Genomic DNA, 17,831 nt, shown 5'->3' with positions numbered 1-17,831 from the left:
CTATGGTGTCATGGGGACGCTTGGTCACTCGCTTATGCTGTGGCTTCGCCTTGTTATTCTCGGCCCTTCCCGCCCTGGCCACGGCCTCTGTCACCATATGCGTCGAAAATACCGAATTCCCCCCCTTCAACTATTTCGACCGTAACCAGAGAGTGGAGCCCCGCAGCATAGGCTACGACATCGACATCCTCAACCTAGCCTTCGGTCAGAGCGTGCTGAGCCATAAGGTGATTGCCCTGCCCTGGAATCGTTGCCTGAAAGAGGTCAAACAGGGCACGGTCGATGCGGCGATGAGCGCGTCGCTTAACAGCGAGCGCCGTCGCGACTATCTGATCTCCGCCCCCTACTATTATCTGACCCCCAGCTACTACTATCTCAAGTCAGACTTTCCCAAGGGGGTAGAGGTGCAGCGCCTCGAAGAGCTCAACGACTACGGTAGCGTGTGCGGCATCAAAAACTTCAACTACGAAAACTTCGGCCTCAAGCCCGATTTTCACCTGTTTCAGATCCGTAACCTGGCTCAACTACCCGAGATGCTCACCAAGAAGCGCTGCCAGTTCTTCCTCGCCCGCAAGGAGACACTCAGCGGCACCTTGGCCATCAACAAGATGGAAGACTTCTACACTCGACTTACCGGTACTGTGGCCCCCAACGCCAAGCCCGAACCCTTCTATATGCTGATCTCGAAGAACTCTCCCCACAAAGAGACCATCAAGCAGCTGTTCGATGCCAAGGTCGACAGCCTCAACAAACAGGGCAAGTTACGCCCCCTGCTTGAGCATCACCTGCAGCTACTGAGTCAAACCTATTGAGCCAAACCTATTGAGCCAAACCTATTGAGTCACGCCTACAGTGCCAAACCTATTGCACTAAATTTATTGCGTGGGCGATGAGATAAACCAGGCGGCCACCTACCTTGTAGCCAACTTAGCCTATACTTAATACCGACATCTCAGCCACAAGACTTTCAAGCAGTTGGCGAACCCGACGTGACCTTTACTCCAAAACTAAGTCGACACGTCCATGCCAAGGAATGACACACTCAACGCCAATGCGCCGAAAGGGGGAGACATGACCGCCTTTGCCATTTTTATCGTATTGATCGGTTTGATGGGACTGCTCGCATCACTAATTCCTACCTATCAGATCTGCCAGCTGAAACCGCCACAGACCCAAGGCTGGCACCTACTGCTATTTATGATTGGCATGTTTATTTTCGGCTACCTGGGATTTCTGTGGATGCTACTCAATCGGGAAACCGGCCCGCTGGAAACCGTGGTCTCTCTGGTGTTTTCCGCCGGTGGCGCCTTCGTCTGGTTGGTGGTCAAGATGAGCATGAAGACCATAGTCAAGCTGCAAGACACGCTGGAAGATAAACACTATCAGGCCTATCACGATTCGTTGACCGATCTGCCCAACCGCCACATGCTGTATGAAACCATGGAGCGGCTGATCAAGGACAATGGTTCCCCCTTCGGCTTCATCATGATGGATCTCAACGACTTCAAGATGATCAATGACAATCTGGGCCATGATGCCGGTGACAAGGTGCTGGAGATCATCGCCTACCGTATCGAGCGCATCATGCCGCCCCAGGCACTACCCGTGCGATTGGGCGGCGATGAGTTTGCCGTGCTCTTGCCCAAGAGCGAGCTTGGCCAGGCGCAGCGTCTGGCTAAGCAGATCCAAAAGGCGGTGATAGAGGATATCCACTGCGAGGGCCATCTGCTCGCCGTCGGCATCAGCATAGGCATCGCCCTCTACCCCCAGGATGGCGACGACAGGAAGACCCTGATGAAGCATGCCGACATCGCCATGTATCGCAGCAAACAGAATAACAGTGACTATGAGACCTTCTCACAGGTGACCGACATGCCTGCGCCTCTGGGGCAGTTCAGCCCCTGAGACTGTCTAGCCGCTGTCACACGGCTTATTACTGCTCGACTGCCGCCACTAGGGACGGCGTCGCCTCGGCGGGGATGCGCGTGACCAACAGCTGGTCCACCTTATAGGCATCGATATCCACCACCTCAAACTTATAGCCACCGAAATTCACAAAATCGGTACGCTTGGGGATCTTACGCAGCATGAACATCATGAAGCCGGCGATGGTCTCGTAGTTCTGACTCTGGGGGAAGGCCTCGATACCGAAGGCGCGCATCACATCGGTAATGGGTGTCACACCATCCACCAGCCAGGAATCTTTATCCCGGGCGATGATCTGCTCCTCGCTCTCATGGAGTGACCAGGCGCCCATCACGGCGCTCTGTAGATCGTTTGTGGTGACTATGCCGACCACCAGGGCATATTCGTTCATCACCACGGCAAAATCGGCCCTGTGATTCTTAAAATATTCCATCGACTCTGACAGGCTCAGGCTGTCTGGGATGATCAGACAGTTGTGTACCAGGGTGCTGTCCTTGAGGGTGATGCTCTGGCCATTGATCACCCGAATCAACAACTCCTTGGCGTCGACAACCCCCTTGATGGTGTCCAGCTGACCATCGCACACCAAAAACTTGGTATGGGGATCTTCGGCGATCTTACGTTTGATCACCTCTTCATCGTCCTGCAGCAGGAAGTAGACCAGGCTCTCCCGCGCCGTCATGGCCGCGGTGACAGGTACCGTCTGCATTTCGAACACGTTTTCGATCATCTGCTGCTCATCCTTATCCAGCACGCCCGCCTCGGCGCCGGCATCCATCACCGCATAGATGTCGTCAGAGGTCACCTGGTCGTTACGGGCCGTGGGGATCTGCAGCAGACGAAAGATGGCATTGGCCAGACCGTTGAACACCCACACCAAGGGCGTCAACAGGCGGATACAGAAGGTCATGGGCCCCACCAGCACCAGCGCCACCCGCTCGGGCATCGCCATAGCCGCTCGCTTAGGCATCAGGTCGGCGATCAGAATAAACAGGCTGGTCACTATGATGAATGACAACACAAAGCTGAGCTGGCTGAGCCAAGGATCGGCCACCCAGGACTCTAGCCCCGCCCTGATATAAGGGGTAAAGGCCGACTCACCGACGATACCGCCCATGATCGCCACCGCGTTTAGCCCTATCTGCACCACGGTAAAGAAGCTGCCGGGATGGGCCTGCAGCTGCAACACCCTTTTCGCGCGGGGATCTCCCTCGTCGGCCAGCTGACGCAGACGGATCTTACGCGCCGCCGCCAGGGCAATCTCCGACATGGAGAAAAAACAACTGGTGCCGATTAACAGCAAAATAATCAACATGTTATCTAGTAGACTCATTTTAAACCTAACCTAAAGCTCAGACAGGCCAGCAACGGCCAAGCGCTCCCCAGGGATGGGGACTAAGAGACATTAACCCTAAATGATGTATGCAGTGTGAAGACGCCGACAATTATAGTGACTTACGCCTTCATAAGACGTGATTGAGATACCACCTCAAGATGCCGAATTGGCGGGAACAGTGCCGCAATAAGAGACGGCAGAGAATATGGAGCACCTTTTATCAGAAATTGGCCAATAGGCAACTAAATTTTGTACAAAACGCCTAAAAAACGTATTACTGCTACACTTTCTTTCAGGTTTAATAACAAAAACAAAAGGATTTGTTTATGGCCATCGCCTGCGTCACCACGCGCGCCGCCCTGGGCGTGGCAGCTCCCGAAGTCACGGTCGAAGTGCATCTCAGCAATGGCCTGCCCGCCTTCAGCCTGGTGGGACTCCCGGAGACCTCGGTCAAGGAAGCCAAGGAGCGGGTGCGCAGCGCCCTGATCAACGCCGGGTTTGAATTCCCACAACGCAGAATAACCGTCAATCTTGCCCCAGCGGATCTACCCAAGCAGGGGGGCCGCTACGATCTCCCCATCGCCATCGGCATACTGGCCGCCTCCAAGCAGGTGCCCGATACCCATTTAGCGGATCATGAGTTCATCGGCGAGCTAGCCCTCTCCGGGCAAATAAGGCCCTGCAACGGCATCTTGCCGGTGATTATCGACGCCCGCAAGCAGGACAAGACCTTAGTCCTTCCCCTGGATAATCGAAGCGACGCCGAGCTGGTCGGTTATCGAAAGTGCTTCTTCGCCGCCCACCTGCAAGGCTTAGCCCAGTACCTGCACGGTCAGGCTTCGCTGCCGGGCCTGACCCAAGATCTGCAGTGGCTGGATACTCAGGCAGATACCGACCACAAGTGCCTCAGCGATGTGATAGGCCAGTACCAGGCCAAACGCGCCCTGGAGATCGCCGCCGCCGGCAATCATAACCTGTTGTTTCTCGGTCCTCCGGGGACGGGTAAGACGATGCTGGCCAGCCGCATGATGCAGCTGCTGCCGCCACTGGACTATGACGAGGCGTTGGAGGTCGCCGCTATTCACTCGGTGGCGGGGCTTAGCATTCCCATGCAGGCCTTTTATCGGCGCCCCTTTCGCAGCCCTCACCACACCAGCTCGGCCATCTCACTGGTGGGTGGTGGCAGCCATCCCAAGCCGGGCGAGATCTCCCTGGCCCATCGGGGCGTGCTCTTCCTCGACGAGGTGGCCGAGTTTCCCCGCAAGGTACTCGACTGCCTGCGAGAGCCGATGGAGACAGGCGAGGTAGTGATCTCCCGCGCTGCCGCCAAGCTCACCTTCGCCAGCCGCTTTCAGCTGATCGCCGCCATGAACCCCAGCCCCTGTGGCGACAGTGCCAACGCCAGAGCCACCCCGGATCAGATCCAGCGCTATCTCGCCAGACTCTCGGGCCCCTTCATCGATCGCTTCGATCTCACCATAGAGGTGCCCCGCCTGCCCCAAGGCACACTCACCAGCAGCAAGCAGGGGGAAACCAGCCGAGACGTTGCCCAGCGGGTGCATCAGGCCAGGGAGCGCCAGCTGAGCCGCGCCGGGGTACTCAACGCCGAGCTGAGCGGTAAACAGCTCACGCAAACCGCGGGCTTCAGCCAGCAGGATCTCGAATTTCTCGAGCAGAGTGTCAACCAGCTCGGGCTCTCGGTGCGTAGCTATCACAGGCTGCAGAGGGTCGCCCGTACCATAGCGGATCTTGATCAGAGCAGAGATGTCGCTCGCCACCATATCGCCCAAGCGCTTGGCTATCGCGCCATGGATCGTCTGCTCAATAGCCTGAAATCACCTTACTGAGACCAATTATACCCTTAATTAAAACAGGGTTATCTCGGCAAGATGAACAGGATAAGATTGAGCTAATGGGCTCAGGCGAGTAACATAGGTCTCCGAATTTTTTATGGGGGCTTTAATGGGCGCGGCGCTATCACTAATAAGAGGCAGCTTGGCATTTAGCTGTTATGTCATCAACACCCTTTTTTGGGTAATACCTATCTTATTGGTAAGTATAATAAAACTTATCCCTATCACGCCGCTACGTACCCTGTGTAGCTACCTGTTGGATCACTGCGCGAGCGCTTGGATCAGCGTTAACACCTTAATTGAACGTCTGTTCCATCGGGTAGATGTTCAGGTTGAAGGCGACAGCGACCTCTCCCCCAAGGAGTGGTACATGGTGATCGCCAACCATCAATCCTGGGTCGATATCTTGGTCCTGCAGCGCATCTTCAACCATAAGATCCCCTTCCTGAAGTTTTTCCTGAAGCAGGAGCTGCTCTACGTGCCTGTACTAGGCCTCGCCTGGTGGGCGCTGGACTTCCCCTTCATGCGCCGCTACAGCAGTGCCCAGCTACGCAAGAATCCAAAGCTCAGGGGCAAAGATATCGAGATCACCCGTAAGGCCTGCGCCAAGTTTAAGACTAAGCCGGTCAGCGTGATGAACTTTGTCGAGGGCACCCGCTTTAGACCCGAGAAACACAAGAAGCAAAATTCAGAGTTTAACCATCTGCTCAAGCCGAAAGCCGGCGGCATGGCCTTCGCCCTGTCGGCAATGGGCGATCAGATCCACAAGCTAGTCGATGTCACCATCTACTATCCGGACAAGACCCCCAGCTTCTGGGACTTCATCTCGGGGCAGGTCAAACAGATCCGGGTACACATCAAGGTCAGCGATATCGCTCCAGAGATGCGCGGCGACTACCTAAACGATCGTGCCTACAAGATCAGTTTCCAGGAACAACTCAATCGCATCTGGCAAGAGAAGGATGCCATGTTAACCCAAATGGCTGAGCAATAACCGCAGAGAAGGTGTTTTAGAAAGATGCTAAATTTTTTACCCGGCCCGCTATTATTCGTGCTCAGCCTGACGCTGTTGATCATCAACACCGTCATTTGGAGCAGCATCATCTGCATCGGCGGTTTGATTAAGCTGTTGTTGCCGATCGCGCCTCTGAGAACTGGCCTTTCGCACCTGATGAATCGCTGCATGTGGAGCTGGGCCTGCATTAACGGTGGCATACTGTTTTTGATCGCCAAGATAGAGTGGGACATCGAAGGCCTGGAAGGGCTGAAGAAAGATGGCTGGTACTTGTTGATCAGCAACCACCTCAGCGGATTCGACATCGCCGCCCTCACCTATGTGCTGCGCAACAACATCCCTATGCTCAAGTTCTTCCTGAAGAAAGAGCTGCTCTATGTGCCTTTCCTCGGCCTCGGCTGCTGGGCACTGGACATGCCTTTCATGAATCGCACCAGCGCCAAGCAACTGCGTAAAAATCCTAAGCTCAAGGGCAAAGACCTGGAAACCACCCGCCGCTCCTGCGAGAAGTTTAAGACTGTCCCTACCTCTATCATCAACTATGTGGAAGGTAGTCGCTTCACCCCAGAGAAGAAAGCACGTCAGCGCTCTCCATACCGCTACCTGCTGCGCCCCAAGGCGGGCGGTATCGCCTTTACCATCTCGGCCATGGGCGAACAGTTTACCAGCCTGCTTAACGTCACCCTGGTCTATCCCGACTCGGCCGACAACACACTATCTGAAGTGATGCACGGCAAGGTGAAACGTATCGTGGTGCGCATCGAATCTATGCCGGTGCCTGAGGTGGACGATCAGCAATATTTCAACGACGCCGAGTGTCGTGCCCAGTTCCAGCGTTGGCTCAACGGCGTCTGGCAGCAGAAAGATGAGCAGATCCACCAGATCTTGACCCGCTACAACTCAGATCAGCTGGTTAGCGAAGAGGCCCGCTCCCTGGCCGAGAGTCGCTAACCTTAGCCCCATTCGCCGCCCTTGCTGGCGGCGAATGCCTCAAGTTGTCAACAAAACCCTCTAACCAAACCTGCCAAGCTTCAGTAATTCACAGAAATAACGGTTAAAAACTTGCGTTAGACTTAAGTTTTAGCCATAGATTGTTGACAATCTATGCTTGCCGCACTAATTTCATGACTCATCCAATCCCTTAATGAGCAAGCCCATGGCGTTAGATGCCTTATCCACATTAGACACAGAGACGCCCGCACTCACCCTGGCGGATAAGGCCTTACAGGCGATCCAGACCAGTATCATCAAGGGAGAGCTGGCCCCCGGCAGCAAGATCAACGAGCAGATGCTTGCCCAACGCTACGGTATCAGCCGCGGCCCCACCCGGGAAGCCCTGCTAACCCTGGAGCGTCGCCGCCTCGTCGTCAGAATTCCCCATGTCGGCGCCCGCGTCGCGCAGCTGTCGATAGATGAACTCAACGACCTCTACCGTCTGCGCAGCGTGTTGGAAGGCATGGCCTGCGAGCTGGCCGCGAAACACATTACGCCGACGGCACTGATGCAGCTGCAACGCCTGATGGATAGTCAGGAAGCGGCGCTGGCCAAGGGCGACACCTATTTTCAGCAAGATGGCGATGTGGATTTTCACTACCGCATCATACGCGCCAGCGGCAGTCGCCACCTGCAGGAAACGCTGATCGGTAACCTCTACCACCTGCTGCGCATGTATCGTTATCAATGCACCAGCGAGAGCCGGCCGACCAGGGCGATCGCCGAGCACAGACGCATAGTCGAAGCCATTGCCGCTGGCGATGGCGAATTGGCCAGCCTATTGATGCGCCGTCATATCGAACAGGGGCGAATCAACACAGAGAAACGACTTAAGGCGCTACAGACAGAGTAGCACTAACCGGGTTCATGCCAGCGAACACGCGTTGGCATCGACTTGAAAAGGCCTTGCCCCTCCCTTCCGGCAAGGCCTTTTCTCTTTAAAATCAGGTGTCACTCACTCTTCACGCCAAATTATTGTAAATGTCATAAGATTGACTACAAATTTTAACTAAATGTTAATATACTTTCCTGCCTGAATGACCAAACTAAATGCATAGATATGCATTGGCAGAGAGTAGTCGCTGTGAATCCAGTTCATTTTATCGCTAGACAAAAACCGTCATCGCTTTTCCGCTTACTTGCGCTATTAACCTTCCCCCTATTTGTCTCAGCCTGTCAGAGCAATCTCATCGCTCAGCCAGAGAGAGACTATCTAGAGGTCACTCCAGCGCTGCTAAGCAAGTATTGGGTTATCCAAAACAACACCCTGAATTGGCAGGGATTGATCGAACAAAAACAGAAACTCAATATCAGCTTTGGCATCAACCCTTCGGGGCAGATAGTGGATCTCGAACTCGACGATCTATCGATCTCTCCCGAGCAAAAAGAAGCTCTGCTAGCCAAATTTAGCGAGCAGAGATTTAACGCCACGGTCGACAATAAGTCTGCCCAGCCGGTGCGGGTCTCCGCCACCGTAATGTTCAATTAAAAAAGGCGCCTCGTAGGCGCCTTTTTCATATCAGATTCAAGAGTTAGGGCGCAACGCGCTCAACCTTTTGCATCCAACCTTCAGGGCCCTGACGCTTACCCTTCTGGATATCCGTCAGCACCTGATAGATGCGGCGGGTATGCTCGCCCACCTGACCATCGCCGACCGTCAATACTCTATGGTCTTCGAAAATATAGGAGCCCACAGGCGACACCACGGCGGCGGTACCAAAGCCACCAGCCTCGACGATCTCACCAGACTCGATATCGGCAATAAACTGGTCCAGCATGACCGTCTCTTGGCGCACCTCACAGCCGAGCGCTTCCCCCAGCTCCATGATGGATTGCGAGGTAATAGACTTCAAAATGGTGTCGGTAAATTTAGGTATGATGATGGTGCCATCTTTAAGCACGTGGAAGTGGTTCATTGCTCCCACCTCTTCGATCTGCTTGTTGTTGGCATCGAGATACAATACCTGGGCCGCACCATATTCCGCCGCAGCCTTACCCGCTCTCAGCGAAGCAGCATAGTTACCCGCCGCCTTTGAGGCGCCCGTACCACCCGATACCGCGCGGTGGAATCGCTCGGTGATCAGCAGGCGAATCGCCTTATCGAAGCCATCGGCATAATAGGCGCCACTCGGGCTCAACATGACACAGAAGGTGTACTGCTGGCTCGGGCTCACCGAGAGCCTGTCTTCGGTGGCAAACACGAAGGGACGAATATAGAGACAGGCCCCTTCCTGCATCGGAAACCACAGCCTGTCGACGTCGATCAGGGCATTGATACCCGCCAGCTGCATCGCCTCGGGAACAGGAGGAATACAGACCACCTCGCCACTCAGGTTGAGACGCTCGGCATTCTTGTTTAAACGGAAGGTATAGATCTCACCATCGTCATGCATGAAGGCCTTAGCGCCCTCGAAGATGGATTGCCCATAGTGCAGTGCCATGGCACCCGGTGCCATCTCGAATGGTCCGTAAGGGACTATTCTCGGATCCCGCCACTCCCCATCGCGGTAATCCATCAAAAACATATGGTCAGTTCTTAGATTGCCAAAGCCAACATTGGTCTCGGGCTTAAACTGCTGTGTTCGGCGTTCAGACGCAGGTTTTAAATTATAATTTATTTGCATTGCATACCACCTTGAATACTGATCTAGCAGACTATGGACGCCCTGCTTTAAAGTCAAGCCATAAGCGGTCTGGCACGAAATTCTTCATCCTCTATGCAGTACAGATTTTTAAACAGCCTAGCTCTTACACCTAAGGCTTTTCCTCCTTATAGCGACCGGGCGACAACTCAGCACAAGGCGAGAAAGCGAATGCACCATCTTGCTAAAACCATTAGGGCCGCGCTATTGCTCATCTAATCACACTACCGCGACAAATTTGACCCAGCCCTCGACCCTATCGAGGGCTTTTTATTGATAAGCCTGTCTGACGCAGGTGGGGCGATCTTTCAGATTTACGCCAGATAGGGCACTGCAGGCCGCGCAGGTCATATGGTCGCGGTAATGTTGGTCAAAAAATGCCTTGGTTCTCGCCTCGAGACTATCGAACAGCTCAGGGGTTAATGCTTGGTTCCACTTGTACTGCCCCATCAACTTGGCCAGATGGCGGTAACAGGTTTCTCGCCTGTTAGACAGATACTCGGGCGCGATTAGTTGACTCTCAAACTGAGTCAATGAACCGGTTAGGTAGAAGGTTAGCCCCTGCACCAACTCTTTGATCTGTAGCGGTGTGGCCTGTAACTCTCCCTGCTCCACGGCGGCATGGAGCGAGTCGGTAAACCAGCCCCAGAAGGCGTTGATGCGTTTCTTAAAGCGCTCCACCTTCTCATCGCTGGCCAGCTGCCACACCATGGTGTTAACCGAGACCGAACGCAGGGTGAAGAAACTCTTGCTGCGGCTGATGGTTTCGAAGGTGAACAATACAGGCAGGAGCACTTTCTCCAACTCGCTCAGCTCCGGGTGCTTATCTATAAAAATCGGTAGATGATTCGAGGTGGCACTGCGTAAAAACAAACACACCAACACATCTTCTTTACGCTCGAAAAACTTATACAGGGTCCCGGTGGAACACCCCACCTCTTTGGCCAACTGAGAGAACTTGAACGAGACGATCCCCTGAGACTCGATGAGCCGCTCGGCGGCATCCAATATCTGATTGCAACGCATCATGGGCAAGGTTTCAGTGGGACATTTCATCGTTTATACCTTAATCATAGAGAAGCCGAGAGTATGTGCTGATTTTGATATTGAATTACAGCGAACGCCGATTCAATCGGGACTGACCTCACGCAATGAGGTCTTTATTGCACCGCTTTGTGAATTACGTCAAACAAACATTCACCCAGGAATATTCACCCCCTTATACACTTACGCCAACTTTTCGACCATATAGAAACATTTCAGAAAAATTATTCGGGACATGGTTCACGAATAAGTTTGCCACCCAGAAAACGCCGTGACTTAGTTCAACTTTAGCCCTCCATAGAACCTCTATCTTTGCCTGCATACAGAGACAGAGGACACTTTAGATGCACAACAGAAGAAATTTTTTAAAGCTTAGTGCGGGTGCAGCCATAGGTGGCATGGCCGCCGCGCTCCCCAGCACCAGCCTGGCCAAAGAATGCCAGGCGATTAAATGGGACGAGTCTCATGATGTCATAATAGTCGGTTCAGGCTTCGCCGGACTCTCTGCCGCCCTCAACACCAAGCGTCAAGGTATTAAATCCGTATTGGTACTCGAGAAGATGCAGGTCATCGGCGGTAACTCGGCGATCAACGGCGGCTGGCTAGCCATTCCCAAGAATCCCAATCAACTGGCCCAGGGTATCGAAGACGACTCACCAGAAGAGCTGGTCAAAGATCAGATCATCTCGGGTCGTGGCATGCAAAATGAGACGGCGCTGCGCCAGATCGCCAATAGAGCCTTAGATGCCTACGAACTATGTATCGGCACGGGCGTAAAATTTCGCGACGGCTTTAACATTCAAGTCGGCGGCCATAACAAGGCCCGCGCCATACGTACTCAACACGGCACGGGTGGCGATATCACCACCAAGCTGTACGAGGCGGGTGTTAGAGAAGGTGTCGAATACCGTCTACAACATTACATCGAAGACTTCATCATGGACGGTCAAGAGATCGTCGGCGTCAAGGTGCGTAAGAACTACCGCTTCCCCGACATCACCACTGGCAGCACGATTTACATCAGGGCGAACAAGGCGGTCATCCTGGCCAATGGTGGTTTCGCCCGTAACATGAAACTCAGGGAGATGGTCGACCCTTCACTGGACCCGACACTCGACTGCACCAATGCCCTTGGCGCCACCGGCGAGGTCACCCTCACCGCCATGGCACACGGCGCCCTGCCCGTGCACATGAACCTAATCCAGACGGGTCACTGGGGCTCCCCGGACGAGGGCGGATTTGGCTGGTCAAACGCCCTGCTCTCCATCGGCTGGCACCAGGGCGCGGCCATCAGCGTCCTCAATGGTAAGCGTTTCATGGACGAGCGTGCAGATCGCAAGACCTGCTCCGAAGCCATCATGAAGAACCGCTACCCGGACAACAGTCCCGCCTACCCTGTGGTCCTATTTAACTACGAGAAATACAAGGACGACGACCGTGTGGTGCGTGCACTGCGCGACAAGATGGCCTGGAAACTGGACAGCCTCGATGAGATAGCCAGCAAATTCAACATCCCTGCGGCCGAGCTCAGGCGCTCCATTAACGAATACAACGGCCACGTTAACGCCCGCAAAGACCCATTGTTCAACCGCAAGATGGACACGGCCGAAGTACTCACTGGCCCCTTTGTGGTCTCGCGCATCTGGCCTAAGGTGCACTACTGCATGGGCGGTCTGAAGACCGATCTCGCCGCCCGAGTTATCGATGGCCGCTCCATGTCGCCCATCAAGAAGCTCTACGCCATAGGAGAGGTCACGGGTGGCATTCACGGCGAGGCCAGACTCAGCTCAACCTCTTGTCTCGAATGTTTGGCGATGGGAATCGTCGTCTCTGAAACCATCAAATCTGACGCGCAGGCTTAATCACTATGAACAAATGTATAGTAACCCTCCTACTCGGGCTAGCACTCTCTTCGGGCGTCTACGCGGGCGAACTCGTCAAGATGAAGGGTAAGACCCAGGGACGCACCAACCACGAGTTTATCTATCAGGATGGCTGCCAAGGCTGCCATCAGGGTTCGGGCAAGAAGAATGCCACCGACAGCGCCTGCGTCGAGTGTCATGGCGAGATCAACAGCATCCCAGTAGACGAAAGCAAGCTGGCAATCCCCGAAGCCCATCCGCACAAGTCACTGCACTACAACCAGGGCGCGAGCTGCCTGGCTTGCCATGGCGAGCATGAGAAGAAGGCTCCGGTGTGCGCCGAGTGCCACCGCACCTGGTTTGGTGAGATGTAACGATTTCTGAAGTAAATACTTAAAAATACAAATAGGTAATGATGATGAAAAAGACCACTCAATTTATGTTGTCCATGGTCGCCACCGCGATAGCCCTCTCAGCTTCTACGGCGTATGCCCAGGAGCAAGAAGATGGCATCAATGTCGGCGGCGCGGTACGTGTTAACTATGGTTACAAAGACTATAGCGAGGCCTCTAAAGACAAGGGCGGCGACCTGACCTTCGATATGGCCGCCATCAAGTTTAACGGCAAGAAAGGTGACTGGGGCCTGGCGGCAGAATACCGCTTCACCTCAAGCACAGACTATATCAAATATGGCTATGGCTACTACAACATAGACCCAGACTGGCAATTACAGTTCGGTATCAACAAGGTGCCTTTTGGTAACCGCGACTTCATCTCTAACAGCTGGTGGTTCGGTATCCCTTACTACCTAGGCTTCGAAGATGATCATGATGTGGGTATCAAGGCCGTGTATGAGAAAAATGGCTGGCACACAGATCTGGCTTTTTACAAGAACCCGGAGTACGGCCCGACAGAGAACAAGCGCTACGCCACCGATCTCTACACAGGCACCATCAACGGCACCGAGTATCACAACGAAGAGACTAACCAGTTCAACGTGCGCCAAACCTATACCCTGGAGCATGAAGGCGGCTCGACGACGCTAGGTGGCTCTGTGCAATATGGTCAGATCTACAACAGCAAAACGGGCAACAACGGCGACCGCTATGCCGTAGCCCTGCACCTGGACAGCAGCTACAAGGGCTGGAACCTTCAGCTACAGGCGATGCAGTATGAATATGACGCCGCCGACGCCGTAGACCCCAACAAGATCGGTGTCTCTGTGGTGAGCTGGCAGTATGAGATCGCCTCCAAGGGCCAGGCCTACAGCGCCAACATCTCCAAGACCTTCAACACCGACTGGGGTAGCGTGAAGTGTTACAACGACTTTGGCGTGATGACCCCGGATGTCGCCGACAACAGCTATGACAACAGCATGCAAAACGTCACCGGCTGCGCCATTGCGGCAGGCCCAACTTACACCATGGTCGATTTCGTCATGGGTAAGAACATGACCTTCTCTACCGCCAACAACGACCATGTGGGCCTCCCAGAGGTCGGCAACGACTGGGACAAACGGGTCAACATCAACTTCGGTTACTACTTCTAAGAAGCAACCAAAGTACCCAGCAGAAATCGGCTCGCTCTCACCCGGTTTCTGCCTTTTTTCCCTTTATTGAGATTCGATGCGGCTCCCCAAGCGCGAACGCATTTTAAATCTGGCCCTATCTGATAGGGCTTTTTTCATTTCCCTCTGTATCAATCAACACCAAGACTATGAAAACATACCTAAGCTGTGCCCTCATCTGCCTCAGTTTTCCAGCCATAACGGCTCATGCCACCAGCATAGAGTTGGGTGGATTTCTCAAGGCCAATGCACGCTATGTCGACGGTAATATTGCCTTTCAGGACAGCTGGGCCGGTGGCGGCCAGGTGGTTCCATCGGCTAAACGTACCCAATTTAGCGCTCAGGAGAGCCGCTTCAATATCAGACTCGATCATGAACAGATCCTCGGCTTCGCCGAGATAGACTTTGTTGGCTCCGCCCAAGGTAATCCCATCATCTCCAACTCTTATGCTCCAAGACTCAGGCACGCCTTCATTCAGTATCAAGGCATCACTGCCGGACAAACCTGGTCGACCCTGGTCAACACCTCCAGCTTTGCTGAAACAGCCGATCTCGGCGGCCCCTTGGTCGGTCAGGCAATGGTAAGACAGACACAGTTCCGTTTCAGCACAGCCCACTGGCAGTTTGCCTTGGAAAACCCCTACACCTATGGCACCACGGCCCAACATAATGAGGATAAAACCCAGTGGATAGACACCAGTAACGACTATCTCCCCGACACAATCATTCGGTACAACCAGGCGGGTGATTGGGGCAATGTGTCGGTATCTGCCCTGATTCGCTATCTCGACCCAGCTGACAGCCGGCAGTGGGGCGGAGGGCTCTCTATGGGGGCCAAACTCTTCACCTATGCGCGAGATGACCTACGCCTTCAACTGCACTACGGCAATCTGGGACGTTATGTGGGCACAGATGCGGCCAAGGATATCTTCGATGGCGAGATCGAGACCTCGCTGTCGGGCATGTTTGCCTATCGCCACTTCTGGACCGAGCGCAGCCGCTCGACCCTCTTCTACGGCCATACCACGACCCAAGTAGAGCAGACGGATCGTCATCATTGGGGCATCAACCTGTTTACCGATCTCACACAGGCACTCAGTGTCGGCGTCGAACTCGGACGCTATGAGATTGATGACGCCATTAGAGATGCCGCGGCTCCGCGCCCAAAAGGCGCCTCCAACTATGCCCAGCTGAGCATGCAATATTCGCTATGAGACCTGCGATAGGTAAGATTATTCGCGAGCCAAGTCACGAATAAGTTTGCTGTTAAAAAAGTGGCGTGATCCATTTCACCTTTACAACAAACTAATCACTTTATCGTTAGTCCATACACAAATTTACACCCAAAATAGCGCGGCCCAAGGGCCGCAAAAAAATAGGACAGGAATGATGAAACTAAAAATGCTCTTAGGTGTTGCTGCACTGGCTTCAACCACAGCCATGGCTCAAGGCCCGCAATGCAATCATGCACAGCTGCCATTTCAGCAGATGACGCCAGTGCCTTACGACAGCACACCTTACTCACCACAGGACACTATGCCTGAGCAGTGCAGTAACCCTGAAGTTGAGGCCTATATTGCGGATTGGGAAGCGGGCAAGATCGACTTCACCACCATCCAGGCCAACGACAGCATCGCCGCCGATCAGCGTTTCTGCAAGACCCTGGATGACGATGGCAACATTTCAGAAGTCAAAGACTGTGATCGTACTAAGTCACCCGTTGGTTACATCTGGAAAGAGCTATCTGATAGCCCTGTGGTGATTGGTATTACCGATGGTGGCAAGTCAGACCATGCGCCTCACTTCCACGGTCAACCTGAATGTTACTATGTGGTCAACGGCGAAGGACAAACCCTGGCGGACAACCAATTTAAGAAGCTGGGTACTGGCCAATACTTCTACATTCCGGGTGCCACCATCCACAACACGCCTATCATGTCTGAAAAAGGCCTGGGCGTAATCTATTGGTATCCGAACAACGCCCACTTCGACGGCTTCAAATACTACTGGCGTAAAGACGTGAAAAACCTACGCGTTGCCGAAGAAGCCTTCGACCGCGTAGATGCCATCCGTAAGCGCGACCTAAACTTAGGCCCCTACGGCACCAACGAAGCCTTCTTCAAGAAATAGTCTCGGCAGCCATGCCTAAAAAAGCGGAGCCTAGGGCTCCGCTTTTTTAGTCTTAACCTTCTGGGGAGATCCCCTTGAAATCCTCTGAGTCGCCAATCTTGGCAAAGCTAAAGGTATTGGGGGCGATATAGCGCTCGAGCTGAATATCCAGCATCAGGGTCTGGTCGGCGCCAAACAGCTGGGTTAACTGCTCGGGCTCACAGCGAAACTCGGCGCTCTTGTAATGGCAAAAACCCTCGTCTGGCCTTGGGATCAGCTTAAGCCCTAGCTTGCCTTCGCGTATCTTGGAGAGCTTGTTGGCATCCAGGTAGAAGGTGATCACGTTACCGTTGACGCTGTTGCGCTGCTTATCCAGCACCATGGCGCGGGGTAACTTCGAGGCGTGATACTCATCACCCGCCAGCAGATAGCAGTCAAAATCGGTCACCCTGTGACCCAGATTATCGAATACCCGCACCACCAGCATGCAGAAGCGCGGTGGTTTCCGGCTCGCCTCGGATGCCACAGCCACCTGCTCTCTGAGTTGACGGTAGTTCTCGCGATCAGTAACCGCCAGGCAGTCCAGGATGTCGCCAACCACGGGCTTATTGGCGGCATTTCGCTGGGTCACAGAGTTCATGATCCCCATCTTACGATTGCTATGACTCGCCTTAGGCACAATCCCTAAGACGTAAGGCTCAACGGCCTGGGTGAGCTCCGTTAGCGCCAGAGTTTCAGCGCACTCGCCGTCGAAGCTCTTGCACTGAAGCCCAGCTTGCTGCTCCAACTTGGCGTAGACAAAGTTCATGTTGGCGGCGCACACCCGCACCACACCGTCGGAGCCAGCCTCACCGGTGTAACTGTTCATATAGTCGTAAAGCGCACCGTCTATGGTCTCTCCGGTGAGCACAAAGGGATAGACGCCGGCGCCTAACCAATCCTTTTGCTGCCAGCTCAGGTTGAGTTCATGCTGTCCGTCGCTGCCCAGCTCCAACCAATCCAGCACGCGCTGACCCGGCTCAACACCATCGAACCAGGCTTTGAGCCGGCTCACCCTGGATTTACCCAGCTGTGCCAAGGCCGAGCCATGATTGGCAGGCGCCAGCATGATCAGGTGTTGCAGCGGCGCCGATTCAGTCTCTTTGTAATAGCGACACAGCCAGTGGCGCATCAGGGGGCCACCTGTGGAGTGCGTTATTACAGAGAAGGGCTCATCCCCCAGCTCGGCGCGGCGGGCTGCCTCGAAGGCGATGCTGAGATCTTCGAGCGTCACCGCATCGTTGAAACTGATATAACGCCCTAAATAGATGTGCTGAATATCCAGGCCCAAGGCCTCAGGGGCCAGTTTAAGCAGCGCCTGGGGCAACTCGCCGTAGGTCTGGGTACTGGTGACACTCCATCCATGTACAAACACCAATTTCATGGTTTCACTCCTTTATCAAACGGCGCACTCACAGGAGTAGCCCGCTCATTTCGTCACACAA

Annotated in this window: 16 protein-coding genes; 12 read left to right on the top strand and 4 right to left on the bottom strand. The window is 54.1% G+C overall.

Annotated features, from left to right (window positions below; all coding sequences use genetic code 11):
- The first annotated feature begins 2 nt into the window (after positions 1–2).
- Positions 3–812, top strand: coding sequence for a substrate-binding periplasmic protein (locus K0J45_RS01465; RefSeq protein ID WP_220043957.1), 810 nt, complete (start codon positions 3–5; stop codon positions 810–812).
- Between the two features lie 259 nt (positions 813–1,071).
- The gene (locus K0J45_RS01460; RefSeq protein WP_258406741.1) at positions 1,072–1,905 is read left to right on the top strand and encodes a GGDEF domain-containing protein; all 834 of its coding nucleotides are present in this window, start codon (positions 1,072–1,074) and stop codon (positions 1,903–1,905) included.
- 28 nt (positions 1,906–1,933) lie between these two features.
- On the opposite strand, the gene paeA is transcribed toward K0J45_RS01460, so the two are convergent.
- Positions 1,934–3,259 carry a polyamine export protein PaeA gene (gene paeA, locus K0J45_RS01455; RefSeq protein ID WP_220043955.1) on the bottom strand — a complete coding sequence of 442 codons (1,326 nt, stop codon included), beginning with the start codon at positions 3,257–3,259 and terminating at the stop codon, positions 1,934–1,936.
- A gap of 329 nt (positions 3,260–3,588) precedes the next feature.
- Here paeA and K0J45_RS01450 point away from each other — a divergent pair, with 329 nt between their 5' ends.
- The 5 genes from K0J45_RS01450 to K0J45_RS01430 all read left to right on the top strand — a co-directional run bounded on the left by K0J45_RS01450 (position 3,589) and on the right by K0J45_RS01430 (position 8,612).
- Entirely contained in the window at positions 3,589–5,109 is a 1,521-nt protein-coding gene (locus K0J45_RS01450; RefSeq protein WP_220043954.1) for a YifB family Mg chelatase-like AAA ATPase, read from the top strand.
- Between the two features lie 115 nt (positions 5,110–5,224).
- Positions 5,225–6,109, top strand: a complete 885-nt coding sequence (gene yihG / locus K0J45_RS01445) for a 1-acylglycerol-3-phosphate O-acyltransferase, YihG family (RefSeq protein ID WP_220043953.1) — start codon at positions 5,225–5,227, stop codon at positions 6,107–6,109.
- Positions 6,110–6,133: 24 nt separating this feature from the next.
- Positions 6,134–7,081: a 1-acylglycerol-3-phosphate O-acyltransferase, YihG family gene (gene yihG / locus K0J45_RS01440; protein ID WP_220043952.1), complete on the top strand. Its 948-nt coding sequence runs from the start codon at positions 6,134–6,136 to the stop codon at positions 7,079–7,081.
- A gap of 205 nt (positions 7,082–7,286) precedes the next feature.
- Positions 7,287–7,976 carry a GntR family transcriptional regulator gene (locus tag K0J45_RS01435; protein WP_434086947.1) on the top strand — a complete coding sequence of 230 codons (690 nt, stop codon included), beginning with the start codon at positions 7,287–7,289 and terminating at the stop codon, positions 7,974–7,976.
- Positions 7,977–8,207: 231 nt separating this feature from the next.
- Entirely contained in the window at positions 8,208–8,612 is a 405-nt protein-coding gene (locus K0J45_RS01430; protein ID WP_220043950.1) for a hypothetical protein, read from the top strand.
- A gap of 43 nt (positions 8,613–8,655) precedes the next feature.
- Here the strand turns inward: K0J45_RS01430 and K0J45_RS01425 are convergent, their stop codons facing one another.
- Positions 8,656–9,747 carry a branched-chain amino acid aminotransferase gene (locus K0J45_RS01425; RefSeq protein WP_220043949.1) on the bottom strand — a complete coding sequence of 364 codons (1,092 nt, stop codon included), beginning with the start codon at positions 9,745–9,747 and terminating at the stop codon, positions 8,656–8,658.
- A gap of 288 nt (positions 9,748–10,035) precedes the next feature.
- Positions 10,036–10,821, bottom strand: a complete 786-nt coding sequence (locus K0J45_RS01420; RefSeq protein ID WP_220043948.1) for a TetR/AcrR family transcriptional regulator — start codon at positions 10,819–10,821, stop codon at positions 10,036–10,038.
- Between the two features lie 332 nt (positions 10,822–11,153).
- Between K0J45_RS01420 and K0J45_RS01415 the strand changes: the two genes are divergently transcribed.
- The 5 genes from K0J45_RS01415 (at position 11,154) to K0J45_RS01395 (ending at position 16,368) form a co-directional block, all read left to right on the top strand.
- On the top strand, positions 11,154–12,671 hold the full coding sequence (locus tag K0J45_RS01415) for a flavocytochrome c (protein WP_220043947.1): 1,518 nt from the start codon (positions 11,154–11,156) through the stop codon (positions 12,669–12,671).
- A 5-nt stretch (positions 12,672–12,676) separates the two neighbouring features.
- Positions 12,677–13,045, top strand: a complete 369-nt coding sequence (locus K0J45_RS01410; RefSeq protein WP_011864081.1) for a cytochrome c3 family protein — start codon at positions 12,677–12,679, stop codon at positions 13,043–13,045.
- A 41-nt stretch (positions 13,046–13,086) separates the two neighbouring features.
- A complete protein-coding gene (locus K0J45_RS01405; RefSeq protein WP_220045189.1) occupies positions 13,087–14,220 on the top strand; it encodes a hypothetical protein in 1,134 nt (377 codons plus the stop codon).
- A 167-nt stretch (positions 14,221–14,387) separates the two neighbouring features.
- Entirely contained in the window at positions 14,388–15,452 is a 1,065-nt protein-coding gene (locus tag K0J45_RS01400) for a hypothetical protein (protein WP_220043946.1), read from the top strand.
- A gap of 172 nt (positions 15,453–15,624) precedes the next feature.
- A complete protein-coding gene (locus K0J45_RS01395; RefSeq protein WP_220043945.1) occupies positions 15,625–16,368 on the top strand; it encodes a cupin domain-containing protein in 744 nt (247 codons plus the stop codon).
- A gap of 52 nt (positions 16,369–16,420) precedes the next feature.
- Here K0J45_RS01395 and K0J45_RS01390 read toward each other — a convergent pair whose 3' ends face one another.
- The gene (locus tag K0J45_RS01390) at positions 16,421–17,770 is read right to left on the bottom strand and encodes an esterase/lipase family protein (RefSeq protein ID WP_220043944.1); all 1,350 of its coding nucleotides are present in this window, start codon (positions 17,768–17,770) and stop codon (positions 16,421–16,423) included.
- Positions 17,771–17,831: the final 61 nt, after the last annotated feature.

Origin of the sequence: Shewanella alkalitolerans, assembly GCF_019457575.1 — a bacterium.
Taxonomy (GTDB): Bacteria; Pseudomonadota; Gammaproteobacteria; order Enterobacterales; family Shewanellaceae; genus Shewanella; species Shewanella loihica.
The sequence above is the reverse complement of the archived record's forward strand: the minus strand, read 5'-3'. Positions and strand labels throughout refer to the sequence as shown.

Coding starts and splice junctions, on each gene's coding strand:
- K0J45_RS01395 (WP_220043945.1), top strand. CDS start 15,625: ATGATGAAACTAAAAATGCTCTTAGGTGTTGCTGCACTGGCTTCAACC.
- K0J45_RS01410 (WP_011864081.1), top strand. CDS start 12,677: ATGAACAAATGTATAGTAACCCTCCTACTCGGGCTAGCACTCTCTTCG.
- paeA (WP_220043955.1), bottom strand. CDS start 3,259: ATGAGTCTACTAGATAACATGTTGATTATTTTGCTGTTAATCGGCACC.
- K0J45_RS01415 (WP_220043947.1), top strand. CDS start 11,154: ATGCACAACAGAAGAAATTTTTTAAAGCTTAGTGCGGGTGCAGCCATA.
- K0J45_RS01400 (WP_220043946.1), top strand. CDS start 14,388: ATGAAAACATACCTAAGCTGTGCCCTCATCTGCCTCAGTTTTCCAGCC.
- K0J45_RS01465 (WP_220043957.1), top strand. CDS start 3: ATGGTGTCATGGGGACGCTTGGTCACTCGCTTATGCTGTGGCTTCGCC.
- K0J45_RS01425 (WP_220043949.1), bottom strand. CDS start 9,747: ATGCAAATAAATTATAATTTAAAACCTGCGTCTGAACGCCGAACACAG.
- K0J45_RS01450 (WP_220043954.1), top strand. CDS start 3,589: ATGGCCATCGCCTGCGTCACCACGCGCGCCGCCCTGGGCGTGGCAGCT.
- yihG (WP_220043953.1), top strand. CDS start 5,225: ATGGGCGCGGCGCTATCACTAATAAGAGGCAGCTTGGCATTTAGCTGT.
- K0J45_RS01435 (WP_434086947.1), top strand. CDS start 7,287: ATGGCGTTAGATGCCTTATCCACATTAGACACAGAGACGCCCGCACTC.
- K0J45_RS01405 (WP_220045189.1), top strand. CDS start 13,087: ATGATGAAAAAGACCACTCAATTTATGTTGTCCATGGTCGCCACCGCG.
- K0J45_RS01460 (WP_258406741.1), top strand. CDS start 1,072: ATGACCGCCTTTGCCATTTTTATCGTATTGATCGGTTTGATGGGACTG.
- K0J45_RS01390 (WP_220043944.1), bottom strand. CDS start 17,770: ATGAAATTGGTGTTTGTACATGGATGGAGTGTCACCAGTACCCAGACC.
- K0J45_RS01420 (WP_220043948.1), bottom strand. CDS start 10,821: ATGAAATGTCCCACTGAAACCTTGCCCATGATGCGTTGCAATCAGATA.
- yihG (WP_220043952.1), top strand. CDS start 6,134: ATGCTAAATTTTTTACCCGGCCCGCTATTATTCGTGCTCAGCCTGACG.